This window comes from Pseudoalteromonas sp. OF5H-5 (assembly GCF_021530695.1).
GTDB lineage: Bacteria > Pseudomonadota > Gammaproteobacteria > Enterobacterales > Alteromonadaceae > Pseudoalteromonas.
In genome coordinates this window covers 161,846-185,316 of the sequence record NZ_JAKGBF010000005.1, presented here as the reverse complement: position 1 = coordinate 185,316, position 23,471 = coordinate 161,846, and the positions used below count along the sequence as shown (strand labels likewise).

General features: G+C 42.3%; 31 protein-coding genes. 7 read left to right on the top strand and 24 right to left on the bottom strand.

Annotation, left to right across the window (positions count from 1 at the left end):
* Nucleotides 1-77: 77 nt before the first annotated feature.
* On the top strand, nucleotides 78-323 hold the full coding sequence (locus tag L1271_RS09535; protein WP_084204363.1) for an ogr/Delta-like zinc finger family protein: 246 nt from the start codon (nucleotides 78-80) through the stop codon (nucleotides 321-323).
* An 80-nt stretch (nucleotides 324-403) separates the two neighbouring features.
* Here L1271_RS09535 and L1271_RS09530 read toward each other — a convergent pair whose 3' ends face one another.
* From L1271_RS09530 to L1271_RS09515, 4 genes are all read right to left on the bottom strand, one after another.
* Nucleotides 404-640: a DUF7415 domain-containing protein gene (locus tag L1271_RS09530; protein WP_235367683.1), complete on the bottom strand. Its 237-nt coding sequence runs from the start codon at nucleotides 638-640 to the stop codon at nucleotides 404-406.
* A 294-nt stretch (nucleotides 641-934) separates the two neighbouring features.
* Nucleotides 935-1,438 (bottom strand): HNH endonuclease, encoded by a 504-nt coding sequence (locus L1271_RS09525; protein ID WP_235367681.1) that lies wholly within the window; start codon nucleotides 1,436-1,438, stop codon nucleotides 935-937.
* 213 nt (nucleotides 1,439-1,651) lie between these two features.
* On the bottom strand, nucleotides 1,652-1,930 hold the full coding sequence (locus L1271_RS09520; RefSeq protein ID WP_235367680.1) for a hypothetical protein: 279 nt from the start codon (nucleotides 1,928-1,930) through the stop codon (nucleotides 1,652-1,654).
* A 19-nt stretch (nucleotides 1,931-1,949) separates the two neighbouring features.
* Complete coding sequence (locus L1271_RS09515) at nucleotides 1,950-2,276, bottom strand: hypothetical protein (protein WP_211866385.1); 327 nt, start codon at nucleotides 2,274-2,276, stop codon at nucleotides 1,950-1,952.
* A 124-nt stretch (nucleotides 2,277-2,400) separates the two neighbouring features.
* Between L1271_RS09515 and L1271_RS09510 the strand changes: the two genes are divergently transcribed.
* Complete coding sequence (locus L1271_RS09510) at nucleotides 2,401-2,583, top strand: hypothetical protein (RefSeq protein WP_211866387.1); 183 nt, start codon at nucleotides 2,401-2,403, stop codon at nucleotides 2,581-2,583.
* A 5-nt stretch (nucleotides 2,584-2,588) separates the two neighbouring features.
* Here the strand turns inward: L1271_RS09510 and L1271_RS09505 are convergent, their stop codons facing one another.
* From L1271_RS09505 to L1271_RS09490, 4 genes are all read right to left on the bottom strand, one after another.
* Nucleotides 2,589-3,107, bottom strand: a complete 519-nt coding sequence (locus tag L1271_RS09505; RefSeq protein WP_235367678.1) for a hypothetical protein — start codon at nucleotides 3,105-3,107, stop codon at nucleotides 2,589-2,591.
* A 364-nt stretch (nucleotides 3,108-3,471) separates the two neighbouring features.
* Nucleotides 3,472-4,827, bottom strand: a complete 1,356-nt coding sequence (locus tag L1271_RS09500; protein ID WP_235367677.1) for a hypothetical protein — start codon at nucleotides 4,825-4,827, stop codon at nucleotides 3,472-3,474.
* A gap of 1 nt (nucleotide 4,828) precedes the next feature.
* Nucleotides 4,829-5,224 (bottom strand): hypothetical protein, encoded by a 396-nt coding sequence (locus L1271_RS09495; protein WP_235367676.1) that lies wholly within the window; start codon nucleotides 5,222-5,224, stop codon nucleotides 4,829-4,831.
* A 43-nt stretch (nucleotides 5,225-5,267) separates the two neighbouring features.
* A complete protein-coding gene (locus L1271_RS09490; RefSeq protein ID WP_235367675.1) occupies nucleotides 5,268-5,624 on the bottom strand; it encodes a hypothetical protein in 357 nt (118 codons plus the stop codon).
* A 236-nt stretch (nucleotides 5,625-5,860) separates the two neighbouring features.
* Here L1271_RS09490 and L1271_RS09485 point away from each other — a divergent pair, with 236 nt between their 5' ends.
* The gene (locus L1271_RS09485; protein WP_235367674.1) at nucleotides 5,861-6,232 is read left to right on the top strand and encodes a hypothetical protein; all 372 of its coding nucleotides are present in this window, start codon (nucleotides 5,861-5,863) and stop codon (nucleotides 6,230-6,232) included.
* A gap of 43 nt (nucleotides 6,233-6,275) precedes the next feature.
* Here L1271_RS09485 and L1271_RS09480 read toward each other — a convergent pair whose 3' ends face one another.
* The 6 genes from L1271_RS09480 to L1271_RS09455 all read right to left on the bottom strand — a co-directional run bounded on the left by L1271_RS09480 (nucleotide 6,276) and on the right by L1271_RS09455 (nucleotide 11,378).
* Nucleotides 6,276-9,425 carry a replication endonuclease gene (locus L1271_RS09480; protein ID WP_235367673.1) on the bottom strand — a complete coding sequence of 1,050 codons (3,150 nt, stop codon included), beginning with the start codon at nucleotides 9,423-9,425 and terminating at the stop codon, nucleotides 6,276-6,278.
* 110 nt (nucleotides 9,426-9,535) lie between these two features.
* The gene (locus L1271_RS09475) at nucleotides 9,536-9,841 is read right to left on the bottom strand and encodes a hypothetical protein (RefSeq protein WP_235367672.1); all 306 of its coding nucleotides are present in this window, start codon (nucleotides 9,839-9,841) and stop codon (nucleotides 9,536-9,538) included.
* 26 nt (nucleotides 9,842-9,867) lie between these two features.
* On the bottom strand, nucleotides 9,868-10,455 hold the full coding sequence (locus L1271_RS09470; RefSeq protein WP_235367671.1) for a class I SAM-dependent methyltransferase: 588 nt from the start codon (nucleotides 10,453-10,455) through the stop codon (nucleotides 9,868-9,870).
* A 13-nt stretch (nucleotides 10,456-10,468) separates the two neighbouring features.
* Nucleotides 10,469-10,810: a hypothetical protein gene (locus tag L1271_RS09465; RefSeq protein WP_235367670.1), complete on the bottom strand. Its 342-nt coding sequence runs from the start codon at nucleotides 10,808-10,810 to the stop codon at nucleotides 10,469-10,471.
* An 11-nt stretch (nucleotides 10,811-10,821) separates the two neighbouring features.
* Complete coding sequence (locus L1271_RS09460; protein WP_235367669.1) at nucleotides 10,822-11,103, bottom strand: helix-turn-helix transcriptional regulator; 282 nt, start codon at nucleotides 11,101-11,103, stop codon at nucleotides 10,822-10,824.
* Entirely contained in the window at nucleotides 11,100-11,378 is a 279-nt protein-coding gene (locus L1271_RS09455) for a helix-turn-helix transcriptional regulator (protein WP_211866406.1), read from the bottom strand. Before L1271_RS09455 ends, L1271_RS09460 begins: the two co-directional genes overlap by 4 nt.
* Before the next feature lie 177 nt (nucleotides 11,379-11,555).
* Between L1271_RS09455 and L1271_RS09450 the strand changes: the two genes are divergently transcribed.
* Nucleotides 11,556-12,020 (top strand): helix-turn-helix domain-containing protein, encoded by a 465-nt coding sequence (locus L1271_RS09450; protein WP_211866408.1) that lies wholly within the window; start codon nucleotides 11,556-11,558, stop codon nucleotides 12,018-12,020.
* Nucleotides 12,021-12,058: 38 nt separating this feature from the next.
* On the opposite strand, the gene L1271_RS09445 is transcribed toward L1271_RS09450, so the two are convergent.
* From L1271_RS09445 to L1271_RS09430, 4 genes are all read right to left on the bottom strand, one after another.
* Complete coding sequence (locus L1271_RS09445; protein WP_211866410.1) at nucleotides 12,059-12,406, bottom strand: hypothetical protein; 348 nt, start codon at nucleotides 12,404-12,406, stop codon at nucleotides 12,059-12,061.
* A gap of 1 nt (nucleotide 12,407) precedes the next feature.
* A complete protein-coding gene (locus L1271_RS09440; protein ID WP_211866412.1) occupies nucleotides 12,408-12,962 on the bottom strand; it encodes a hypothetical protein in 555 nt (184 codons plus the stop codon).
* A 34-nt stretch (nucleotides 12,963-12,996) separates the two neighbouring features.
* Nucleotides 12,997-13,158, bottom strand: coding sequence for a hypothetical protein (locus L1271_RS09435; protein ID WP_235367668.1), 162 nt, complete (start codon nucleotides 13,156-13,158; stop codon nucleotides 12,997-12,999).
* 159 nt (nucleotides 13,159-13,317) lie between these two features.
* Nucleotides 13,318-14,598: a WYL domain-containing protein gene (locus L1271_RS09430; protein WP_235367667.1), complete on the bottom strand. Its 1,281-nt coding sequence runs from the start codon at nucleotides 14,596-14,598 to the stop codon at nucleotides 13,318-13,320.
* A 155-nt stretch (nucleotides 14,599-14,753) separates the two neighbouring features.
* On the opposite strand from L1271_RS09430, the gene L1271_RS09425 reads away from it, so the two are divergent.
* Nucleotides 14,754-15,089 (top strand): hypothetical protein, encoded by a 336-nt coding sequence (locus L1271_RS09425; protein ID WP_211866418.1) that lies wholly within the window; start codon nucleotides 14,754-14,756, stop codon nucleotides 15,087-15,089.
* Between the two features lie 4 nt (nucleotides 15,090-15,093).
* Here the strand turns inward: L1271_RS09425 and L1271_RS09420 are convergent, their stop codons facing one another.
* The 5 genes from L1271_RS09420 to L1271_RS09400 all read right to left on the bottom strand — a co-directional run bounded on the left by L1271_RS09420 (nucleotide 15,094) and on the right by L1271_RS09400 (nucleotide 19,147).
* Nucleotides 15,094-16,329: a tyrosine-type recombinase/integrase gene (locus L1271_RS09420; RefSeq protein WP_235367666.1), complete on the bottom strand. Its 1,236-nt coding sequence runs from the start codon at nucleotides 16,327-16,329 to the stop codon at nucleotides 15,094-15,096.
* Between the two features lie 522 nt (nucleotides 16,330-16,851).
* Nucleotides 16,852-17,064, bottom strand: coding sequence for a YbaK/EbsC family protein (locus L1271_RS09415; RefSeq protein ID WP_235367665.1), 213 nt, complete (start codon nucleotides 17,062-17,064; stop codon nucleotides 16,852-16,854).
* A gap of 326 nt (nucleotides 17,065-17,390) precedes the next feature.
* Entirely contained in the window at nucleotides 17,391-17,651 is a 261-nt protein-coding gene (locus L1271_RS09410; RefSeq protein ID WP_235367664.1) for a YbaK/EbsC family protein, read from the bottom strand.
* 204 nt (nucleotides 17,652-17,855) lie between these two features.
* Entirely contained in the window at nucleotides 17,856-18,140 is a 285-nt protein-coding gene (locus L1271_RS09405; RefSeq protein ID WP_010605066.1) for a hypothetical protein, read from the bottom strand.
* 119 nt (nucleotides 18,141-18,259) lie between these two features.
* Nucleotides 18,260-19,147 (bottom strand): LysR family transcriptional regulator, encoded by an 888-nt coding sequence (locus tag L1271_RS09400; RefSeq protein ID WP_235367663.1) that lies wholly within the window; start codon nucleotides 19,145-19,147, stop codon nucleotides 18,260-18,262.
* A 147-nt stretch (nucleotides 19,148-19,294) separates the two neighbouring features.
* Here L1271_RS09400 and L1271_RS09395 point away from each other — a divergent pair, with 147 nt between their 5' ends.
* On the top strand, nucleotides 19,295-20,011 hold the full coding sequence (locus tag L1271_RS09395) for a haloacid dehalogenase type II (RefSeq protein WP_102056997.1): 717 nt from the start codon (nucleotides 19,295-19,297) through the stop codon (nucleotides 20,009-20,011).
* Between the two features lie 113 nt (nucleotides 20,012-20,124).
* The gene (locus L1271_RS09390) at nucleotides 20,125-21,768 is read left to right on the top strand and encodes a sensor histidine kinase (RefSeq protein ID WP_102056998.1); all 1,644 of its coding nucleotides are present in this window, start codon (nucleotides 20,125-20,127) and stop codon (nucleotides 21,766-21,768) included.
* Between the two features lie 61 nt (nucleotides 21,769-21,829).
* Here the strand turns inward: L1271_RS09390 and exaC are convergent, their stop codons facing one another.
* A complete protein-coding gene (exaC, locus tag L1271_RS09385; RefSeq protein WP_102056999.1) occupies nucleotides 21,830-23,350 on the bottom strand; it encodes an acetaldehyde dehydrogenase ExaC in 1,521 nt (506 codons plus the stop codon).
* Between the last annotated feature and the right edge of the window lie 121 nt (nucleotides 23,351-23,471).

The following is a 23,471-nucleotide window of genomic DNA, read 5'->3' as shown; positions in this document are numbered from 1 at the left end:
TTTCTGGGTGATATTTGCAGAGGCAGTGAATACTGTATAGAATCACAGTGTCTTAATTGTTTTGAAGTGGGGTTTTGATGGCTAGAGTAACGTGTCCTAACTGTGAGGCTAAAGCTATCGTCACGTCTCGTGATAAACAAAGCGCACACGTTGTTACGCTGTATTGTTCTTGCAGTAATACTCGTGAGTGTGGTGCCACATTTCGAGTGACACAATCATTTGATCATTTCATCAATCCCCCGTGCAAAAGCACAGCGCAAATTGCAGCAGGGCTTATTAAGAATCTTCCAAGAGATCAGCAGTTAGAATTGCTTGGGCTTTAATTGCTATTCTACTGCTAATAATGCAGCCATAACGCTTTGCCTTTCTGCTGGCAGGAGTGTTGCTGTTAATCCATTGCCCATCACTTAATATTGTTAAGATTTTGCAGATACTCTTTAACCGTGGATTCATCAAACTTTGGTAATTCTATTCGGTCATGATTATATGTAAATGGCCCATTCGTAGATACGAATGCGCCTTCACTAGTGCCAGTCTCATTGCAGCGAACAATCGCTAGTCCAAGCGGATGCATTATTTTTTCATTAATCTCAACTAACAAACCAAGTTCTGATATCTCGTTCCAATCAATCTTTTTCATGAACAGCCTCCTTCTCCATACTTTTAAATTTCGAATCAAGATCTTTGAGTATATTGACTAATCGCGGTTCAACCGTGACGAGTGCCCTTTCACCTAGTTCCGGTGACAAGACGAACCACACATCTTCACTGCCTAATTGAACCTTGAATCGAGAACCATAAAGAATAGAGTAGTGCTCTCTCAACAACTCAAATGCCGATCGACCACAGAAAATTGTATTTTGATGGCTCTGACTACCGAAGTAAGACGCCTTTCTTTCAATCATTTATTTGCCCTCACCCGTATTCCAATACCTTAAAGCCCATGTTTGGGACTGTAGTTATACTCAATTTCAGCTTTCTTTCTCATGCAAACCGCTTCAAAGAAATCGGCTGAACTGCCTAGATATTTTTGCTTACCGCCAGCACCTATGAAAGCGTGATACTTCGATGATGTTTTGTGAAATTTAACACCAACAACACCCGTTTTATTTCGAATGCTTTTCTTGTTATTTCGCTGGTCAATACAAGCATCACCACGCCTCAAATTAGACCATTTATCATTTAGGGGATCTTGATCAATGTGGTCGATAATAAAATCAGGAAACTCACCCGTCATTAAAACCCATGCCAACTGACCTGATGTGTATTCTTGACCATCAAAAACAATCCTACGCCAAACATTGCGCTCGTTTCGTTGTGACTTAACACAGCCAGCCACCAGATTTTTACGCCTTCCTGAACCGCTTTCACGCCATTGAAAAACGCCCGTTTCAGGGTTGTAATTTAGTTGATTGCGAAGCTTGGTAATGTTTAACAAGGCTTAATCCCGTATTCCAATTAAAGTTTTTGGTTTCGCAAAGCGGAAATTTGGCGCTTTACAACCTTGCTTTGCCTGAATGATGAAACATTCACTTTCAAAGCACCGGCACTGCTCATTCCTACAGCAATCTCAGGTTTGCGGTCAAAATTAGGCGCTAGCCAACGCACAAGTGCGCGTTTGATACCCATTTCACTTATTCCAACGTCAAAATTAGATTTGGTTTAACAGTTCGTGAGCGTTTTCTATCGGGCAATTCGCGCTCGAATGCTCACCCACTGATTCACCAAAATACTCTCCAACCGCATAGGCTAACTTGCTGGCTCTTTCTTCCCATCGATCACGGTTTTCTATTTCTTCACAAACTGCTGTGTCTAGGTCATCCGCTAGAGCTTGAAGCTTGCGTAATTCTTCACCTACTTGCTTAGTTGTTAACTTTTGACCATTTTTAAAAATGGCGTTACCAGCTACTTCAAATGAATTTTTTGCCATGAGTCTTGTTTTCCAATGGTTAATTAGATTGACGTTGTAATTTATCAATTTCAGCAGCTATTAACGCGCCCGCTTTTGTAAGCTCCTTTATTCTTGATCTGTAACAGTCATCACCTAACTTCAGGTGTTTTGACTCCCATGGAAAATGCGGAATAGGTTCGTTGTTCTCTGCCATAATTCTAAACTGAGCCCTAATACCTGTTGAGCTAGTTGCGGCTGTTGCGTATACGATTCCAGCCATTGTTAACTCGCCTTTTTTATAGCTATCGTCTCGCTCGCTTGAGTAGCCTTCATTTTCAACTTGTCGTTCTCTTTCGTCCGCAATGAGTTGTGCGCCTGTCTTCATAGTTAATTCACTCCGTCATTTTTTGTACGTACAATAATTAATTAAAAACAATGTAAAGTCAATATTTGTACGTACAAAAAATAGAGATTGCTTTAAATTTTTGTACGGACTAAAATTCGCGGTGATGAATGATAAGAAAATGCCGGTTGGCAGACCCAGAAAAAACGTAACGGCCAGCGCTCGATGTGAGTTTAGAGTAGAGCCCGAACGAAAATTGATTTATGAAGCCCAAGCAAAAGCGCAGGGGCTGAAATTGAGTGCGTGGCTGAAAGCCTTGGCTGACAAAGACTGTGGGCTAGAAGATTAGGCCCGTTAGTGCCCCGTCACTTTAATTCTTGAGTACACGTTGTTTATAGCGTCTGATAGCTGCAATAAATTACCGTTGTACTTGTCGGCTACCACCTGCCGCGAACTAAAACCAAACAAATCAGCAACTACACCATGGTCAACATTTTTTGCTAAGTGGATAATTAGCGAATCTTCAAAGGTTTTAGCTGTAGCCCAATCTAAACCAGCCTTTTTAAGCAGCGTATTAACTTTGGTTCGCAAGTTTGTCGGCTGTTTATTTATGCCGCTTTTAACAGTTCGTTCGCTCATTGCAAACTCATTAAGTCGATCATTTAACAAGGCTGGGGCGTATTCACTAAACCCTCTATAAGTATTTAAACTATGCCTGTACTTTGCTGGTAACTCTTGCTTTTCGTACCAATTAAGGTACTTTTCAAGTGCTTTACAAAACACTTCTGGCACTTCAATGATCCTGTCTTTTTTATTTCTGCTATAAGCTGCGGGTAGAACCCATTTCCGATAAACCTCACCTTTGTCATTCATTAACTGGTGCAAGCGCAGTAAATTGTGCTCAGTGAGCGACAAGGGAACGTAAGCGAGCTAGCTTATTAAATACCTGTCTTTAGTAGCGTACTTGCCAGTACAAGCTGAATTTAAAAGCGAATCGATGTCGCTATCAACAAATATCTGTCTCAACATTTTGTAATTGCATAACCAAATATTTAATATATGCAATATAGATTGCACTATCGAAGTGCAATAACAAGGCAATTAAGAAAAGAAGCTAGAGGAGATATTGGAAATGTGGGAATGAGAAAAACCACGTCAAGACGTGGTTCTGGCGCTGAAATTTTAAAATAGGTCGGTAACATTATCATCGGGTTGCGCCCCTTTGTTCAGCAGCTTTTTAGTTACTCGGTTGTATCTTCTTCTCTTTGTTTAGCAATGCGCTGACGTCCTCTCCGGGCTGGACTTGGGAGTCGCGGATCCTTTTGGCCACCCATTGGTAATCTACCCTCAAGCGCTTTGCTAATTCAGGACGCGTTAGGGGTTGCCCTTCAAAAACATACTGGGCATTACGGCTTCTACGCTCCAGACTATCAATCAGCGAGCTGACATCCTCTCTCGGCCCTACACCTTGTAAGCACTTTGAAATAGTACCGGAATCCCGCTCTGCTGCTGTTGCAATTTCAGATTTTGATAACAACCTACCATGATAAATGTATTTTAATTGGTGTTTTTGAGTCTCAGAGAATCTTTTTATTGCCTGCAAACTCACATTATCTCCAAGCTTTAGATTATGCTCTTTTACATAGCGCCTAAGTATACCCAAACTTACCTCTGCCTTCAGCGCCAACACATTCATCGTAATGGGCTCCCCATCCAACATATAAGCTTTCTTTTTAGAAAAGAAGACATTATCCAAAGTAACAATATCACCATCTCTAATCTCAATGTTAAACTCCCCCTCCTGATATCCTAAATCTGCGGCCTTATTGGCAATATCCTGTACATTAATTTGGATATCAGGCGAAGTAAGATCTTTTATCTTTCTGTAAAGTCGGTGGTATTCTTTTTGGCTAATCATCACTTCCTTTTTTCGACCACGCTTTTTCAGCGTAAGGTCGTGTCCTGTAACGTCCTCTCCTTCTTTGATGCCAAGCTCCTCCATACGCTTAACTAGAGTAGGGGGGGATATTCCATAACGCTCAGCCAGCTCAGCGCGGCCAACTTCTTTGCCATCTAGAATGTAAGTATAAGCAAGCGTTCTGCCTAACCCGCCAAGAAAGTCAATATCACTGATGTCGTCGCCTGTAGAGACATTGTGATTGCTAAATTTACCCATTAGCTGATTGTCTGTCAGGGAAAACATATCCTTTATTTGGGCTCGTGTTACAATCTCCCCATTGTACAGGTAGCTTCCATACTGAAACATGACCCCATCTTCATTTTGGATTTCGTACTCATCTTTCCCTGTTTCAATTTTTTGTAGAATTACATACCTATTTAGCCAAGCTCGACAGATGTTGTTCAAGGCCACAGGGACCACTGCTTTCAGTTTTTTAAGAGCATGATGCAGCTGTACCAAATGACCCATATTCGGGCTGTTTCTTTTCTCATACAGCCAACTTTCAACGGTCTTTTTGCTGACATCGTGAAGCTGAGCGAGCGCTACCCCGGTTAGCTGTTCGTTGAGCGTAAAGGCAAGTTTGTAGATGCGTTTGAGTTCGACCTTGTCCTGAAAGTCATACTGCTTGGCCATGTTACTTATCCAGTGCTTCTAGGCATGTTTTTATCATCCAAGGCCCAAGTTTCATACCCTCTTTTTGGGCTTTCTTCACCAAAGTGGCTTTGACTTGGCTATTAGCGCGCATTTGTATTTTCGTATCTAAGTCCAGCTCTCCTTTGGCGTTCACGTTACCCAAGTTCGCATGAAATCCTCGCGGAGCTTTACCAGCAACACCATCGCGATAACCTTCACCAAGCTCAGTACGAGGATCGCCATTTAACCCAAGCGCTTGCCATGTTTCATGCTCTTGCTCCGTGCCAAAGTTATCACCATGTTTAAAGCGGTTTAACCCTCTACGATAGCCAGAGGCATAGTCACTATTGATAGACTCAGCGGCTTTGATAAAAGCATTAAATTTAGTTTGATTCATAAGACACCTTAAAAAGGCGACCTCAGCCGCCTCGTTAGTTGGGTTATTCAGCTAGGTTAACGGTGTAGTCTTCGTTGAATTTGATTTGCTCTAGATTCCATTCAACAAAACATTCAGCCATCGCATCTTTCACTTCGTCAGTCCAAAACTCTTCTTTGCTTTCGTCATATTCTGATTCGTAATCACCTAGTGAATCAAAACCGTTTTGCGTGTTGAATAGCTCAACGGCAATATCGTCTTCATTGAAACAGTTGTGGGTATAATCAACGTCACCGTCCAGAGTAAGGCCAACACTGATATCGTTTCGACCTGAAGTGTTTCCGACATAAAAGCGCTCAAGGATTGAAACAGTTTGTTCTGCGATTTGACGTGCTGTTAGAGTAGAATTGATAGTAGTCATGGTAAGTTTCCTTTTTAGTCTAGGTTCCGCCTAGTCGGTCAACTGTCCGTCAGTTGATGATTAGATAATAGGCTTAGTTGATTTGTTTGTCAATACAAACAAATCAACTTTCTGCACTTTTTTTATTCGATGGGATTTTGGGGTGGTTTCGTTGCATACCAGAGGAAACCAATACAAATTTTGCATTCGGGTTATGTGAAGGTTTATCATACAGTAAAACAACTGAAGGAACTTACATGAGAATAATTGAATCTGGTAATGACCACGCTAAAGGTAGGATTGTTTATGAGATCAATATGCCAAGCGGGGGCGTGGTGACGCTAAATGACAGTATTTATGCTGGGCCTAACGTGATAATCGAATCTGGAAGCTATACCTCTGCAATCCCGCAAGAATGGTTCAGCATTCAAGGTTCTTACGATGAGATTGAGGATGAACAAGGTTCTCTTTGTTACAATGGAATAACCAACGCTAGCATGGTTGTGGCAATTCCTGGACTGGGTGATACGCTTATAGAAGTGAGAATCACGCTTGAAGACTACTTTGAGTTGTTAGATGTAGAGCAGCTTCAGGATTACATTTCACACAACCCTAAAAGAAATAGTTAAATTACGTCATCCATTACGCGTGCAAGCCAATACGAACTGTCAGCTATGCCATACTGAACCCAATATCCCACCAATCATTCGCATTGATATCAGTAGCTAGTCCACTAACGATCAACCTGGCTAGCTCCATATCTCCAACTAACTGCAACTTCTTCTTATATCTGCAGTTCGACGGCAAACGCCGCTGTTCGGCTTCTGCCAAGCTGAATGCCAAATCAACAATTTCTCTCGCCTCACGCCAATGATCCTTTTCTGGTGTAGCTGAAATTGCTCGGTCCATATCGCTAAAGTCGAGCTGTTTAAACGAACGCAACTTATCACCCTCTTTATAGAACACCCGCCCATGAGCCATAACGGTTCCATCTTCTTCTAACACTTTAAGCTGATCATCTTCTAGGGCATCCCAATACGCTAGGCTGTTTACAGCTTCGTTCCTGCGTTCTTCAGCTTGTTTTTGGGCAAGCGTTTGCGCTACGTGAACCACATAGTCATGTTTGATCGCTTTTATCTGGTCTTTTTCATCCATAACGAGCAATTGACCTCCCCGAATTACGTAAACTCGGCCATTGTGATGCACCTTTTTACCGTCCGCTAGATCCTTTTTAAACTCTGCGATCTCTTTTTCTGAATATCCGATCATATCTAGCAATAATCCGTCTCTATGCCCCGTAGGGCAAGGCGTACAATTATTCCCACTAGTCCAAGATAGGTCGGCTGCGCCGACGTTGTTGGCATCGTGCATACTCGCATCATAGGTGTTGTCGTTAGCTGCGGCAGTACCAATTGGTTGTTTGTCCCAGGTGTGAACTCGAGTTATTAGCGTGCATCTACTTTGTTCATCAACCACGCCTTTAAGGCGCTTTGTACACTCTGAATACGCATTGCCAAACTCCGTATGTTGATAGGCAGGTTTAAACCGTGCCTCGCGGCCAATGCCAAAACCACCCATTAAGTTCACAAATGTCTTAAAGTCACCTTCATCAGCGGCTTTACGCACTTGCTCTAGCTCTTCATTGCCTTTAACTTCTTCGCGCACCCTGCGCAGCTCACGCCAGATGGTAATTGAGGGAGATTTTTGAAATTGAAATTGGCGAATGCCCCACGTACTCGCCCATGCTTTTACCGGGTTAACAGCCTTAACGAGCTTTTCACCAGTTTCCGCGTCGTATTCGTTGGCCAACGCAAACCCGTCTATGTTCTTACTTACATATTTAGCGATGTATGCCGCGGCACCACCTGTTTTGTTACCATCTTTATCAACCTTTGGTGGCTCCATTCTAATGGCCGTATAGCGAGGGCCGCTTGGGGTGTAATCCTTTTTGGGTTCTCGGGTATACACTTTGCGCTTTTTATTAAGGCCCCATATTCTACGAGCGCGCACATACCTGGCACGCAGAGATTTACGCTTTTTGAACCGTTCAAAAAAGACCTTTCTATCGTCTTTGGTAAAGTACCTACGCAGGATGTGATTAACTTGATGGTAATAACGCTCTGGCATCCACAGCAGCATATGCCAATGAGTACAGCCGTCGGCATGTGGCTCAGCAACGCGAATACCAAAATATGGGATTTCTTCGCGGTCCAGCTTAGCCCGTGCTTGTGAGTACAGTTTATTGAGGTAATTGCTTGCTTCTTTCGGTGTTGAGCCGTCCCATTTAGGAGAGTTCGCATGGAACCGGCTCGGGGTTGTAATGTTAAAAAACCCGCCTACATAGCCCATTTCGTCCGCAAGCTCTTCAGTCTCGCGGATCCGTAGCATTAATTCATTACGCATGTTTTCTGGGTTAGCCACACCCGCTTCAACGGCTTTCATCAACGAAATTACGTCGTTATGCTCATTTACTAGCTCTAAGCTTTCTAGGTATCGCCTACCCCTTTCACGGTCTGCTTGGTACTCTTTAAGCGCTTGTTTAGAGCAATAAGCATTAATCCCCTTTCTTTTGGTGACCGAGCCTGTCTTTTTGTTATGTGTGGTAAATAGGTCCCGGCCCACCTCTCCGGTAGCGATCTCTAAATGCTCTAGATAGCGGCGCCTGATGGTTTTTAATTTGCGCGCCCACCACTTGTGGCACTGGGCTTTTAATAGTGCAATTTCGGCGTCTGGCTCGGTTAAATACTCACCTTTTTCCTCAAAAGGTAACGTAACGCCATACTGCTCAGTAAAGTCAGCAATGGCGTTATAAAAATCAACCATACCCCAGCTTGATTGCTCGGCAGCTAAGTCAGTTAATACTTCAGTCACTTTGGCCGCGAGTTCGCTGGCGTGCTTCTTGGTTTTTTCTGCATTGGCTAAAATGTGCCAAGGCAGCGGCATGCTGTCTGTTATCTTTTTAAGTGTTTTTAGGCGGGGCTTAAGGGTGTTTACAGCACGTCTAAGCCAAGCGTTGGCTTGGTATTGGCATTTTAAGTGGTTTTTAAAATCTTCTGGCACGCCCCGTTGCGGGTGCTTACCAAACTCATATAACCGCTTACTGATCTCTAGTAGCTCATCCTTACCAGCGCTTGCTAGGCTTTCAAGTGATGAGTCATACTTAACTATAAAGCGCTTGGCAAAACGTAGCTGTAGTGGCTTTGGTACTTTGCTTAAACAGTCATATACAAAGTCAATCTCAGCTTGGTCGCCCAAGGCATTAACTAGGGCCATTGCACTGCTAGTTACCAAACCGCCAGATTGTTTTGCAATGACTTTCTCTGCGTCTAATTCTGTTTGTGAACGGTCACGCTCAAACAGCTCAACACGCTTTGCTTTTGCTACCTCTGCTGCTTTTAGCGTTTCCTCAGTTTGCCTCACAAAGCTAGCCTGAATACTTCTGGCACGCTTACTGGCTACTATGTCGGCAGCAATATAATTATGATGGCGGTTGTTGTGTACTTTATTTAAGGCCGCAACAGCCTGTTTGCTCAAGCCTAAACTGGTTAAATCTATTCTATGAGGTGTAGTTGCAAGCACGTTACAAAACCAAGCGTTAGCAGGTTCGCTTGGGTTTGTAGGCTCGTCTTGATACCAAGCGTCTGGCTCAGGTGTTATTTTAGAGATGTATTGTTTGGCTAATTTGTACTGGATATAAACGGTAAATCGCTGCAAGCCTTTTAACAATGTCGCTCTATGCGCATTGTCCTGTACTTGCTTTGTGATGGTTACTACAGCTTTGCAAACCTCAAATGTTTTTATTGGCCATATGCTCACTGGCATTTTTTCCTTAAAAAAGGGGCTTTCGCCCCAATACATGGAGATTTTTATTAGCCGGCTAGTGCTTTATAAATTACTGATACGTCTTTGGCCTAATTGCAACTATTGCAGCGTTACTGCCCTGCCCCATACGCTTCCTCTACTTGTTCAATTGGTAAAGGCTCACCACCCATTTGGGCAGTATTTAGCGCTGTTTTCATTTGGTCATAAATGGGGGAAAATTCGGCATGCTCTTCGCTGATCATTTCAATGATTGGGAGTAAATCAGTTAGCGTGTCTTCGCACTGCATTAGCATATGCACAGTGCTTCTTTGATTGAGCAAACGGATTGTAAAATTGGCCTGTTCAACTGCGTGATGAACAATATTGCTAATTAGGCGCTGTGTTTTAGATAGATCTTGGTCTTTGATGGGGTACATTTTTACTATTCCTTTGGGTAATTAAATTAGATTACGAGCAGCTCAGCATTTGCAGGATAACCCTTGCAAAATACAAAGTGAGCGTATTCGATGGAGTCGGTTTTACTTGGCTTTTCAGGGTTGAAGCCCGGGCGTTTGCTGTGCACATACACCGAGGCCAGCGGCAAGGTTTGCCACATGGTTTTTCGCTTAGCGCTGCCAAGCCAGTTTAGTCGTTGCAGCATAACCACCAGGCCACCCGGACGCACCATGTTGAGTGCTTGATACACAAACTGTTGAGACAGTTTAAACGGCGGATTGGTAATGATCATATCGTATTGGTTTAGCTCAAGGCCCGTATTTAGCTGCAAAAAATTAATGCCTTTGCGCTCAGCGCGGGAGTCTTCTCTTAGGTCCCAGGTTTCCACATTAAAGCCGCGATTATTTAGCACCGTTGGGTAGCTCATTGGGTACTTTTCGCACCCGCCTGCGCTTGGGTCGAGTATGTCAACGCACGAATCAAAATCCCAGAGGCCATCTTTTTTAAATTCATCAAGAAACTCGTGAATTAACCAGTGCGGGGTAACGTAATAATCATCGGCATGGCGTTCGTAGCCACGGCTAGTTGAGCTCATGATTTCACCACTCCTAATGTTGCTTAATTGGTGTGACTACGCTGTCGGCACTGTAGCGTGGTGTATTTGGCTTGGCGCCATGATAAAAACACTCTGGCTGCATGGCGTTCGCGTCGATAAACTCAATCACAATGTTGTTCAAAAACATCAAGCCATTGCGCACTTTGTCACGCTCGTCTAGCGTCATATCATTCCAGTGCTTATCTAGGTCTAAACGGCTGAAACCTGCTGTAAACAGCACCAGTTGGCGTTGCTTTTGGCTAAGTACGTTTGTAAAAATGTAGCCAGGCTTTTTACGGTGATCGCCAATCATTGCTCGTATTTCGAGTAAGCCCTGAGGCTGTGCATTTGCCATGTTCGCTCTCCTTAACTCGCTTGTTGCGTTGTATTTTGGCCGTAGGTTAAATAGAACTGCTCAGCACCTAGGCGCATCCACTCTTCTATGTCAGCCTCTAACCACACCACTCTGTCGCTGGTGATCTTATGGCTTGGTGGAAACTGAGACTTATTCATAAGCGTATAAACCGTTGAACGGCTTATTCCACACTTATCTGCAACTTGGTTTGCACGTAAAAACTTATCGTTAATCGTTACCACATCACCACGAACATTGGTTCTATAGTTTGGGGTTGGCACTAAGCTGCTCATGCTGCTTGCTCCTTGGCTTCAAGGATTTGTTTTCCATATCTAGCGAAAAACGACTCTGTAGTCATCGAACGCCAGATATCAATATCGCTTGCTAGCCAGACAGTGCAGCGGTGAGATACCTTCTGCGGTAGTGGAAACTTTCCTTCTCCCATCAACTTGTAAATATTTGAGCGCGACATAGCGCACTTTTCCTGCACCTGCTGTCTTTTTAAGAACACCTCATTTGGGCCAACAACTTCACCAAGCAGATTTTTCCTAAACTTTGCATCTTCCATAGATCACCTCGAAACTATTGTTAGCACCTTGCATGGTTCCTTTTGTTTACTCGCATGTGCTAATCTTGTTTATAGATACTTTGATTTCATTAATAAAAACTAGAAGCGACCTTGTAAGGATCCATTCAAACCCTTAAAAGGACGCTCTTGGAATAATATAGATCCACAGGTGGATACATGTCAAATACTATTGGCGAAAAATTTCGATTAATCCGTAGTACAACAGGCTTAAGTCAGCCAAAGTTTGCAGAGCTGGTTGGTATCAGCGTAAGCTCGTATAAAAAATATGAAGGTGGTCACTCTGAAGTGGGCTCGCAACCGTTATTGACCATTGCTAATCATCCCGAGTTTAAGAAGTATGCTCTCTGGCTTATTACTGGGGATACGAAGCCTGAAGCAGGACAATATTCACCAAGCGACAAAATTGAATTAGCAAATACGATAACCACTGAACAATTTGAAGAAAAATTTGTAGAGACAGTTTCCCAGTCACTTTTAATGTTCTGTCATTTAGACTGGTTTAAACCGAATGTTGAAAAGCAGGTCGACTTTGATGATTGTGGAAAGTTAATTCTAAAAGACGTTAAGCCCTTGCTAGCCGCAAGGTATGCAGACGACCAAAGCTCAAGTAAGACAGCATAAAAAAGCCCGCTCGAAGCGGGCTTTTTTATAGAACAATTTTACTTTACAGCTTTAAGTATTGGCCGTTCAGGTATAGGCCTTAGTTCAATAGGCTTACCAGCCATGGTTAACACGTAGTTTTTTACTTTATGATGTGCCACTACTGTTTTTTCGTATGAAAGTAATTTGTTAGGTTCTGTAATAGCGTCGTGTACTTCAAGTAGGATGTTATGTGATGTCATTCCCGGCTGTTCATAAACTTCGTCTTCACCGTTATTGCTATGCTGCTCTACTAAATCAAGCAACCTTAACTCATACTTGTTGGGCATATGACCACCTTGAGAGGCAATATATAACCCAACAACCAATATAAGATTTAAAAAACTCATTAATGCTAGCAGCCCCATCCTATGCCTCCTTTCTGTTTAGTTTTCTTAGCATGTGTCTTATTGGATGATTTGCTACTACTGCAAGTGTAGTTACATTAAGTACAACTACGCCATACTGATAAAATAGAGTGAAACGATTAGAGTCGAGCAAACCATGTGAGACAAATTGCAACATTTGCAATGTCGACATTAAAAATGTGATATAGAGGCAGTTCCTTGCTGTTGGCGAAAATGAGCAACCCCTTATTTTATGCAGAAAGAACAGTGCAGCAGCAAAAGCCATCGAGCAAGAGAACATACTAAAATAAAAGAAATGGCGTAAGGCCAGCTTTTCCATCCCTTGAATCGTCACTATATGCTGTGCGAGGTTTGAGCTTGTAAAGTGGAATACCATTACTGTAAACGCAGATAAAAAGCATGAATGCAATTCGTGATCTTGGATTGTTTTCAAGCTATTTTTACCTCCAAAGAACAAGCTCCAGCGCCTATTTTTGAACTTAAACAGCAAATACAGACAAATAAGAACCTCAAGAGCTCTTATCATCCAGTCTGAAATCACAAAAAAATCATTCATGCTTTTCCTTAAACTTCTTTACAGCAAATTAATTCTAGTTATTTAAGCCTTGAGTAGAGTAGAGCATAGCTGTATCACTACGAGCACTTCCAGAGTATTGGCTTTTAACCTCGGGTGGAACTACACCACCGCCACCGCCACCGTTACCACCAGTTACGCGTTTCAATTCTTTTACATCAAGTGTTTTGGAGTTCATATTTAGATCCTTATTTTATTAAAGTTGATTAATCCTTACACTTGTTCACGCAATGTTAATATAATTAACACTGCATGACAACAAGCAAAGTTAGTTTATCGCAATCAATAGGCGGGCTTCAAGCCCAGACACTGTTCATATATACAGCCATCAAACTTGCTATATGAACAAATTTATAACCCCTATAGGAACAGATATAATCCCTCCAAGTATCATCACGCTTGCAACCAAGCAACCAGTTCCTTGCTGCGGGTTATTAGTTCTGTCGTTTTGCCGTTGTTGTGAGCGAATTTCACCTGCTAAATTTTTGTGTAAATACTTCTTGTGAAATGTACTTACACTAAAGTGCTCGCCAGTTTCTACTAGCGTGATACCATCTTGAAACCTATCTAACCTAAAGTGACGATGGCTATTGCGGAGCCTGCACCAACCGTAGAAATAAACGACATTGCCATCCATTTTAACTGCATCTAGCCGTAATTCCCTGAATGTTATCTGCCCATTTGAATCTGCATATTCAAAAGCAATTTCCAAAGACTTAGGCAATTTAAAGTTTTCTTCGTACTCATATTTTTCTTGCGTCGTTTTGCTCTTTATTGTGGTTGTACTCTTAATTGTGGTTGTAGCACGAACATCGTTGACTATTTTTTTAGGCTTTTTAATCTCCGGGAGCTGATCTTGCTCTTGTTGTAATACATGCTCCAGTTTACTTTCAGCTTCATCTTTGGCCCATTCCCATGCGGCATGTTTAAATGCAAGTGGATAATCAAATTCTGTGAGCGCTGTTTTTATTTCTTGAGCATATAGCTTATATAACTCTGTAATCTTAGTCTCTAGTATAGGCAGCGCTTTAACGAGTCTTGGTGGCTTTACAGAGTTAGGGTTCTCTTCTTCATATGTTATTAATTCGTGTATGAGTGCATCTTTATTCTTTTTGGATAACTTTATGCCAACTGACTTACAGCGCTCCTTTATTTGCGGTAACTTCTCATAGCTTAAAGCTTCACTCCACAGCTCATAGTCGAGCTCCTTAATTTCTTCAATAACGCCAGCTTTGATCAGCGCATTAGCAAAATCATCCTCAATAACCTGAGGTTCCACGTTTAGCTCTAGCTCACCAATATCAAAGTCACCAGCAAATACGTATAAATCGTGCCAATATTTTTTAATCCATGTATCGGGACCAAGAAGCTTATTTCGGTTGGCACAGATAACGCGCTCAAAGCTTTCTATCTCAACCTCATAACAACCCTCATCGTCAAACAACCTCTCATAAATCTCCTTGAAATCCTGTTCAGATTTAGGCTGTTCCTCTTTAAGCTCATCTTTGAGATCAAATAGGTCGGTTTCGTCTTTAATTTTTATTCTGGCTTTATTAGAGCTTGGTAGGCGCTTTGCAGTATAGACACCATTATCATTTCTAAAGTAGTTGTAATCCATTGCAGATCCTTTGAGCAAAACTTGATGTTAATTATTTATCTCAAAGGTAACAATCTGAGGATTTAAACAGTACTCTGCTATTATTACTAACACATCATTGAGGTTTCTTTTTTCGCTTACTACAATAACAAACTGTATATTTAAACAGTTTCATTATGCCAATTATTCGATATCGCTATCACTATGGTAATACTTACTTGAAGCGTGGAGGACTAGCAGAGCGCACTTCCGCGTTGATACAAGACCGTGTTAGATTTACTTATGATGGGGGTGTGCATGTACTACCTTTTAGAGGTTTTACAAAAGCAAGCAGAGATCATCGCAACTTACCACATATTGCATTAGACGGTGTGACCGCGATTACTTATGATGCGTTGGGTATATGTGACTGGATTGACCTACCAAAGCAGCCACACCTTGCTGTGATTTACAAATCTTGTGTTTACTTGGTGTTAGACGAAGACGGTCTCCCTGTTAGATATTCAATATAAATATCTAACACAGGACATCACCCAAATACTTAGTCCACACCTCTATACTTTCACGCTTTTCTTTAAGGTAGTCGTAGCGATCATAGTGCACCGACGAGACATCATACTTATCATGCTGCTGTAACAAGTCACGCTGTGACTTTGGTATGCCGGCTTTACCCATTAACGTTTTACATGTTCGTCTAAGATCTCTAGGTGCAAAGCGCTCAATACCATGCTTGTCACACCAACGCAATATAGCCATCCTAATAGTTGATACATGCGCACTCTCATAAATTGAGTCTCGATGAGGAAATAGGTATTCGCTTTCGCCTTGGTGTTGCATCAGTATTTTCACTATCTTTTCCGCTTCACGGGAGACAGGTACAATATGCTCACCTCTATGCTTTATCTTTATACGCTCAACTGGGATCGTAAATATCTTCTCTTGAAAATTAAACTCGCTCGATTTGGCAGCGTAGAGCTCATTCACACGCTGGCCTCCTAACAATATCGCGAGCTTAATATAGTTATGCGTGTGGAACGGTAAATCATCAGCATACCAAACCTGCCTTAATTCCAGTTCGGACAGCCATCGTTGACCTACGTTCTTGGGAGTGTCGTAGTTGATGTCTCTAATGAAATTGGTTTTAACATTATATTTTGGCGGCTTCTTAAATTGCTCAGGCGAGTTATCGTAGTCTATCGCAAATTTTAAGATGCTCATTAGTGTTGAACGAACCAGACGGGATTGTTCCTTTGCACCCCGATTGTATACTCGGAAGATAATTTCACGTGCCATATCAATATTAAATTTATCTGGCTTTAAATCTTTTGGAATGAATGGTGTGATATTACGCGCGACCAAGCCACGCGTTCTTTTGATTGTGCTCTCAGCCCACCGAGTTGAAATGTACACATCAAAGTCATCTAGCATATCAAGAAAGGTTCTCTCGGCTTCAGATGCAATGTTGGCTGCGTTTTGTTTTTCGAGGTATTCTTTTGGGTCAATTTTCTGCAGTAGTAACTTGGTTATCTGAGCGTGTTTTTGACGAGCTGTTTTGAGATCTGTGTCAGGAAATGTTCCCAACCCAATAACCTTTCGAGCATTATTAAGGTGATACTGCACTCTGAAAACTTTAGTGCCAGTTTCGTTAACTCGAATTTGTAAACGCCCCTCTCCATGATTGCCACTCTCGGTCAAAACATAGCGCGTTTTTTTGGGCTTTAATGCCTTTATTGATTTGTCTGTAAAATTCATTTTTTCATTGTTCAAAACTGTGACCAGCACATTGGTCACAGTTTTGGTCACAGTTTGGTATCTGATAACAATAACAAATTTAGACAGTATAGACAGCTTAAAGGGCAATAAAGTGGGTTAAAAGCAGCATTTCTGGCAACATAACTCTAAATAAGACAGCTATTCTAGACATCCCCAAAAGCTCACACATAAATCACTTAAACCCTAAATATCATAAAGTTATGATTAAAATACACATCACAAATATCAAAAGGTCACACGTTTGGTCACACTTATGACTAGTAGCTCGATTATCTTAGATAGTCATACTACTGAATTATTGGCGGTAAGTTTATCATGTATCTCTGTGTCTTTACTTTTTTAAATTCAACTACCTTGAGAGCGGTATTAATACGATTATTTTGAATGACTATCGGGCTGTTCTCATCTAGAAAGCACTTTATTGGTTGAAAACCTTAATGACCACCCCTAGTTGACTGATAGATGGATCACATAGACACAAGGTCGATTACGAACTGAGGATTACTTCGCAATATCTAACCAAGTGCCACCCGTAAGCGTATCTAGATCATGCGCTTTTAACTCAAAAACCGAGTTGGGCGTGCCTGCAGCAGCCCAAATACGATCGTATTGCTTTAAATCTTTATCAATTATCGTCAACACAGAGTCAGTGTGCGCCACAGGAGGCACACCGCCAATGGCAAAACCGGTTTTTTCCCGTACAAAGGTTTGCATTCGCTTTTTCGAGCTTTACATCAGGGCTTGTAGACCTTTGCTGTTTGATTTTTGTTCTTCTGAGTGTGTTTTGATCGCGACGCTCGACTTGCCGCCTAGTAATCTAGGCGGCAAGTCGAGCAACAATGAACAAAGCGCACTCAGATGAACCCAAAGGGCAGCGCTTGATTAGCATTTTCTCTGTGTTGCCCCACAAGGATGTGGGGTAAGGTGACTTTGCAGGAGCACAAAGTCTTTATCGCCAGATTTACATAGAATGACTATGCTACGCTGGCTCTGCCTTGTATAAATACCAATCAAACTGCTGCAAAAACAAACTTGAAAGCTCAACAGGTCCTAATTGCTGCTTCCACTTTTTTCACGGACACTTGGTTGCTACCAGAAGCAATTATCAAGACCGCCTTTTCAGTATTGCTATCTTTAAATATCAGAGACTTGGCCATTTGAGACTCAGTGCAACCAATCGCATTTGCAGCATCTTTCGCGGTACGAGTAGAGTCTGCAAGCTCTGTAACGGTGAAGTTATGCCCATGGCTGGCTAGGAACTCTTGAACACGTATTGATGAGGATTTTAACGGCTGTGACATTCAATTGCTCTTCCATGCTATGGTAGTTAAAACCAATCTAACAGCTAGTGAGCGGATTTTAAACATCATGTATGTTTTATACTATTTGTGATATCAGGCTAACCCTATCTCGGGGGTAGCATTGAAAAATATCCGAGTATCCCATTAAGAGAAACTCGGATCATGGCTGTATATAAACACTCAAGATATTAAGTTCAGTAAAGTCTATATTGTTACCACATGCCATTGATACGCAAGGCTAGCGCCAGCCAATGAGCATGCTAATAAAAAGTTCATTACCTCTTTTGAGCTAAGTGAACGAGACTCCCGAGAAAAATGCTTAGCATGTAATCTCATACCTAGTGGTTGCAATTCTTTTTCATGTTTTGGCAATGCTATCAATCCAGCAAGTAGCATGACTAAACAAAGCATATAACTACCTTGCACGATAAAGAATAGAGTAAGTGAAAATGCGGTGACAGAAAAAATCCAAGAAATGAATTTGAACATAGCAGCTCCGTTTGCTATCAGTGTTACCAGTTCGATTTTACAATCATCAAGCTGGCTAGTTTCTAATTTTAATACGGAGTTTAGAGTTATTAGTTTAAAAGCACAAGCAGACTAAAGTATTAGCCCTTATTTTCGAACAATGCCCTCATAAATTCATAGAATGCCTCTGCCTTGCGTGTCTTCAGCGAGTGCTGAGGCCTGACAAACCAAATAGGTGCGTCGTCACTTTCGAGACAACCTGGAATTATAGGCACTAACTCACCTCTTTTTAGGTTATCTCTGATGGCAATGTGAGATTTAACTGTAATACCATGCCCAGCTAGGGCAGCAGAAGTCATATTGTCTGAGTTTGAAATCGTAAAACGAGTTTTTGCGTTAAAGTGTACAATTCTACCGTTTGGTTCTTTTAACTTAAATTCTCGTTGCCAAGGTAAGCATACAAAAAAGTGGTTTTGTAATTCGCTGATATTATCAGGCATGCCATAGCGGTCAATATAGCTCGGCGCTGCACATAATATCCGATGGTTATCGCATAGTTTTCTCGCCAACAACCCAGAATCAGCCAATTGTCCAACGCGTATCGCTACATCTTGAGCACCTTCAACTATGTTTACAAACTGATCGTTGATCAGGAAATCGAGTGCTAATTGCGGATGCGCTTGCTCAAATTGACTTAGATTTGGCATCACAAATTGTGAAAACACCCAAGGCGGCATAGTGACACGAAGTAACCCGCTCACCGCTGAGCCCCTTGCACCTATTTCGTGCTCAGCATCATAAAGCGCCTCTAATATATGCTCCACCCGCTCTCTAAAAGTACTTCCGGCTGGGGACAATGTAAGCGTACGACTATCTCTAAACAGCAAAGTCATGCCTAAATGTTGCTCTAACTTGTTAAGACGATGACTAACTGTCGCAGGCGAGAGTCTCAATTGCTTCGCAGCATTAACCACTCCTTGATGTTTAATAATAGCTAAGAATGTTTCGAGTTCAGCGATTGAATACATGTCGATTTAGTTTTTTCGAATCTTGCTTTCGAATATGCGCGCTTTGTTTAAATTTATCAAATAAATATACTGCTTCTCATCGCAACTAAATTGGAATTATCAATGAAACGCACCTTAATTAGTCTATTCGTTATGTTAGGAGGCCTAATGCCGAATATTAGCCAAGCCAACTCAAAGGTTGAACGCCCGGAAGTTATTTTCTTCGATGTCAATGAAACCTTACTTGATTTAGAGTCAATGAATAAGCCGGTTAGCCAAGTTTTAGGTGGCGATGAGTCCCTATTAGCCCTTTGGTTTTCCACTATGCTACATCACTCGTTAGTGACTACAGTAAGTGGTGATTATCAAGATTTTGGCAAGATAGGCGTTGCCGCGCTACAAATGGTTGCAAAAAACAAAGGCCTAACGATAACTGACGCACAAGCTAAACAAGCAATCGTGCCCGCCCTGCTCTCTTTGCCCCCGTATAAAGACGTCATTCCCGCGCTAAAACGGCTCAAGCAAGCTGGGTTTAAACTCGTGAGTTTAACCAATTCATCGAATGCGGGGGTTAAAGCGCAGTTTGAAAATGCCGGTCTAATTACCTATTTTGACCAACGCTTGAGTATTGAAGACATCAAAGTGTATAAGCCCGACCTTAGAGCCTACGAATGGGCGTTACAGCAATTAAATATTCGTCCAGACCAAGCGCTAATGGTGGCGGCTCACGGCTGGGATGTTGCCGGCGCAAAAGCCGCGGGCATGCACACAGCATTTATTGCAAGACCACAAAAGCAGCTCTACCCACTGGCAAAGACACCAGATTACGTGCTACCTGACTTAACAAGTTTGGCTGACGAGCTCATCACTTCTGGAAACGAGTAACATTGGAAAGTATCAGCTGGCACCTTGATACCAGCTGATAAAAATGCTCAGCATGCTTTATCTACATAATAAATGTACTAGATTTAAGGAGGTGAATCGAAGGAATAGCCTCCATGAATATAAATAAAAACACCCACATTGTGATCTGGATAATCATAGGTGTCAGCTTAACTATCCACGGCGCATCCCTTTTACTGAGCAATACGCTTCTTAATAATATAACTTGGCCGCTGATAGAAGCGCATGCAGTGGCTGAAACCTTCGGCTCCGCTGTCGCCCTTTTCATTGCATTGGCGTTGTTATTTTTTGAAAAGTACAACACCGGTACAAGTTTTAATATCGAAATCGCCACGGCGCTGCTGGTAATGGGGATCTTAGATGGATTCCATGCCGCCGTAAATGTTGGCCAAACCTTCGTTTGGCTTCACAGTATCGCGACTTTCTTTGGTGGTCTCACTTTTATCACCCTGCTTGCTCACAGCCGATTTACTTGGTTTAAAAACCGCTATTGGCTGATCAGCGCATGCACAGCCGCTATCATCATCGGCACCATGAGCCTAGCTTACCCTACGGATTTACCACACATGGTTGAGCAAGGTCACTTTACTGGTACGGCGATGGCGCTCAACGTCATTGGCGGTACTATGTTTTTTGTCGCCGCAGTTAAAATTCTCCTTGTATATCGCGACTCTCATAATGTGAGCGATTTGCTCTTTTGCTTACATTGTTTCCTATTTGGCGCAGCCGCTATTATGTTCGAGCAATCCAAGTTGTGGGATACCGCTTGGTGGGGCTGGCATATTTTAAGGTTAATGGCCTATATCGTCGCTTTAGGGTTTTTACTAGTTGAAGGAATGCAAATCTTACAAGAGTTAAAACAACATAAAGAGCAGTTAGAAGAGTTAGTGAGTGAGCGCACTCGCTCACTAGTCGAGACCAATCAAAAGCTAGAAGAAACCGTTGCCTATCTCAACCGTACTCATACGCAATTACTTGAACGAGAGAAAATGGCATCGCTTGGCGATTTGGTTGCGGGTGTTGCACACGAAATCAACACCCCCATCGGGATTGGCATCACTTCCACCACTTATCTACAGCAGCACTTAGACGACCTCACCATGAAGTACCAAACCAAAGTGCTCTCTACCGGAGTATTGGAGGACTTTATTTCAGATTCAACTGGCGCTTGCAAATTGCTATTAAAAAACCTCCAACGCACCGCGAATTTAATTAATAGCTTTAAGCAAGTCGCTGTCGATCAATCTTGCGAGCAAGTGAGGGCCTTTAATGTCCATGATTATGTTCAAGAGATCATCGCGGCGCTCAATCCAGAGATTAAAAAGCATGACCATAAAATCAAGTTTCATTGCGATCCCGGCCTTATCGCCACGACCTATCCCGGTGTTATTTTTCAGATCATTTCGAATTTAGTCGCAAATTCCATTGCACATGGCTTTAAAGAGTCGGAACAAGGTGAGATCACCATTGAATTCTTTAAACATGATGAACACATTGAGCTTATTTATAAAGACAATGGTAAAGGCATGTCGGAGCTTGAATTAAGTAAGTTATTCGAGCCATTTTATACCACCAAAAGAGGAAGTGGCGGTATGGGACTTGGCGCTTATATTATCTATAACTTGGTGACTCAAGGGTTAGATGGAGATGTACACACCGTCAGCGAGCCCGGCAAAGGACTCGAATATAGGATAGCATTTGCTAATAAACAAGCGACGCCATTAAAAGTCGTTTCTTAACCGGGTGACTGGTTGAGTACTGTCACAATGGTCAGTACTCAATACTTCTATAATAATTAAATTAGAAAAAGCCTAAAGGACTGGTGCTATAGCTCACCAAGAGGTTCTTGGTTTGTTGGTAATGATCCAGCGCTTTTTTGTGAGTTTCTCTGCCAATACCTGATTTTTTATAACCACCAAATGCCGCGTGTGCAGGATACATATGATAACAGTTAGTCCACACGCGACCCGCTTCGATTTGGCGACCAAATTGATATGCGCGATTCATATCTCTAGTCCACACCCCAGCACCTAAACCAAACTCAGAGCTATTCGCCAATTCCAACGCCTCCGCTTCATCTTTAAAAGTACATAAAGAGATCACCGGACCAAATATTTCCTCTTGGAATACCCGCATTTGGTTATGCCCTTTTAACAGCGTCGGCTGAATATAAAAGCCTTTATGATAACCCTCGCCAAGCTCTGCGACTTCGCCACCGATTAACACTTCAGCCCCTTCCTTCTTGCCAATATCAATATAGCTAAGAATTTTATCAAATTGAGCTTGTGAGGCTTGTGCACCAACCATGGTTTCTGTATCAAGCGGATTGCCGCGTTTAATCGCCTTAGTGCGTTCGATGACTTTGGCTATAAAGTCATCGTATATATCTTCTTGCACGAGCAATCGCGATGGACAAGTACATACTTCTCCTTGGTTAAAGTAGGCCAGCACCGCGCCTTCAATACACTTACTTAGGTAATCATCGTCAGCTTGCATCACATCACTAAAGTAGATATTGGGCGATTTCCCCCCTAGCTCCACCGTTGAGGGAATGATATTTTCAGCAGCACATTTTAGAATGTGAGAGCCCACAGGAGTCGAGCCTGTAAACGCAATTTTTGCGATACGTGTGCTCGTAGCAAGCGCTTCACCCGCCTCTTTCCCGAAACCATTTACGATATTAACCACGCCACTTGGTAATAAATCAGCGATTAGTTCCATCAACAACAAGATAGACGCAGGCGTTTGCTCCGCAGGTTTTAGCACTACGCAATTCCCAGCAGCGAGAGCGGGTGCCAGTTTCCAAGCGGCCATAAGTAATGGGAAGTTCCATGGGATGATCTGCCCCACAACGCCCAGAGGTTCATGAAAATGATAGGCCACGGTTGACTCATCAATTTCACCAATGGCTCCTTCTTGAGCACGGATGCAACCTGCAAAATAGCGGAAATGATCAGCAGCAAGCGGAACATCAGCGGCTAGCGTTTCACGTACAGCTTTACCATTATCCCACGTTTCGGCTACCGCTAGGCATTCAAGGTTTGCTTCTATTCGGTCTGCGATTTTGAGTAATATATTGCTTCGTTCAGTGACCGAAGTTTTACCCCACGCCGTCTTTGCAGCATGGGCGGCGTCAAGTGCCAGTTTAATGTCTGCATCATTTGAACGCGGGATCTGACAAAACACTTCGCCATTAACAGGACTAATATTGTCGAAGTACTGGCCGTCAACGGGTGGCGTCCACTCACCACCAATAAAATTTTGATATTGCGACTTAAAGTTGACGACTGCACCTTCAGTATTTGGATTTGCGTATATCATTTTTACCTCTGCAACTTGTGTTATTTATTTGGGCTTCATTCGTCCCAGTTTTGTTTTTACTAATATTTGACATTAGTCAAATTCACCTTTAAAAACTTAACTTAGGGTCTCGGAATGTATA

Coding starts and splice junctions, on each gene's coding strand:
- L1271_RS09535 (WP_084204363.1), top strand. CDS start 78: ATGGCTAGAGTAACGTGTCCTAACTGTGAGGCTAAAGCTATCGTCACG.
- L1271_RS09530 (WP_235367683.1), bottom strand. CDS start 640: ATGAAAAAGATTGATTGGAACGAGATATCAGAACTTGGTTTGTTAGTT.
- L1271_RS09520 (WP_235367680.1), bottom strand. CDS start 1,930: ATGGCAAAAAATTCATTTGAAGTAGCTGGTAACGCCATTTTTAAAAAT.
- L1271_RS09515 (WP_211866385.1), bottom strand. CDS start 2,276: ATGAAGACAGGCGCACAACTCATTGCGGACGAAAGAGAACGACAAGTT.
- L1271_RS09510 (WP_211866387.1), top strand. CDS start 2,401: ATGAATGATAAGAAAATGCCGGTTGGCAGACCCAGAAAAAACGTAACG.
- L1271_RS09505 (WP_235367678.1), bottom strand. CDS start 3,107: ATGAATGACAAAGGTGAGGTTTATCGGAAATGGGTTCTACCCGCAGCT.
- L1271_RS09500 (WP_235367677.1), bottom strand. CDS start 4,827: ATGGCCAAGCAGTATGACTTTCAGGACAAGGTCGAACTCAAACGCATC.
- L1271_RS09495 (WP_235367676.1), bottom strand. CDS start 5,224: ATGAATCAAACTAAATTTAATGCTTTTATCAAAGCCGCTGAGTCTATC.
- L1271_RS09490 (WP_235367675.1), bottom strand. CDS start 5,624: ATGACTACTATCAATTCTACTCTAACAGCACGTCAAATCGCAGAACAA.
- L1271_RS09485 (WP_235367674.1), top strand. CDS start 5,861: ATGAGAATAATTGAATCTGGTAATGACCACGCTAAAGGTAGGATTGTT.
- L1271_RS09480 (WP_235367673.1), bottom strand. CDS start 9,425: ATGCCAGTGAGCATATGGCCAATAAAAACATTTGAGGTTTGCAAAGCT.
- L1271_RS09475 (WP_235367672.1), bottom strand. CDS start 9,841: ATGTACCCCATCAAAGACCAAGATCTATCTAAAACACAGCGCCTAATT.
- L1271_RS09470 (WP_235367671.1), bottom strand. CDS start 10,455: ATGAGCTCAACTAGCCGTGGCTACGAACGCCATGCCGATGATTATTAC.
- L1271_RS09465 (WP_235367670.1), bottom strand. CDS start 10,810: ATGGCAAATGCACAGCCTCAGGGCTTACTCGAAATACGAGCAATGATT.
- L1271_RS09460 (WP_235367669.1), bottom strand. CDS start 11,103: ATGAGCAGCTTAGTGCCAACCCCAAACTATAGAACCAATGTTCGTGGT.
- L1271_RS09455 (WP_211866406.1), bottom strand. CDS start 11,378: ATGGAAGATGCAAAGTTTAGGAAAAATCTGCTTGGTGAAGTTGTTGGC.
- L1271_RS09450 (WP_211866408.1), top strand. CDS start 11,556: ATGTCAAATACTATTGGCGAAAAATTTCGATTAATCCGTAGTACAACA.
- L1271_RS09445 (WP_211866410.1), bottom strand. CDS start 12,406: ATGGGGCTGCTAGCATTAATGAGTTTTTTAAATCTTATATTGGTTGTT.
- L1271_RS09440 (WP_211866412.1), bottom strand. CDS start 12,962: ATGAATGATTTTTTTGTGATTTCAGACTGGATGATAAGAGCTCTTGAG.
- L1271_RS09435 (WP_235367668.1), bottom strand. CDS start 13,158: ATGAACTCCAAAACACTTGATGTAAAAGAATTGAAACGCGTAACTGGT.
- L1271_RS09430 (WP_235367667.1), bottom strand. CDS start 14,598: ATGGATTACAACTACTTTAGAAATGATAATGGTGTCTATACTGCAAAG.
- L1271_RS09425 (WP_211866418.1), top strand. CDS start 14,754: ATGCCAATTATTCGATATCGCTATCACTATGGTAATACTTACTTGAAG.
- L1271_RS09420 (WP_235367666.1), bottom strand. CDS start 16,329: ATGAATTTTACAGACAAATCAATAAAGGCATTAAAGCCCAAAAAAACG.
- L1271_RS09415 (WP_235367665.1), bottom strand. CDS start 17,064: ATGCAAACCTTTGTACGGGAAAAAACCGGTTTTGCCATTGGCGGTGTG.
- L1271_RS09410 (WP_235367664.1), bottom strand. CDS start 17,651: ATGTCACAGCCGTTAAAATCCTCATCAATACGTGTTCAAGAGTTCCTA.
- L1271_RS09405 (WP_010605066.1), bottom strand. CDS start 18,140: ATGTTCAAATTCATTTCTTGGATTTTTTCTGTCACCGCATTTTCACTT.
- L1271_RS09400 (WP_235367663.1), bottom strand. CDS start 19,147: ATGTATTCAATCGCTGAACTCGAAACATTCTTAGCTATTATTAAACAT.
- L1271_RS09395 (WP_102056997.1), top strand. CDS start 19,295: ATGCCGAATATTAGCCAAGCCAACTCAAAGGTTGAACGCCCGGAAGTT.
- L1271_RS09390 (WP_102056998.1), top strand. CDS start 20,125: ATGAATATAAATAAAAACACCCACATTGTGATCTGGATAATCATAGGT.
- exaC (WP_102056999.1), bottom strand. CDS start 23,350: ATGATATACGCAAATCCAAATACTGAAGGTGCAGTCGTCAACTTTAAG.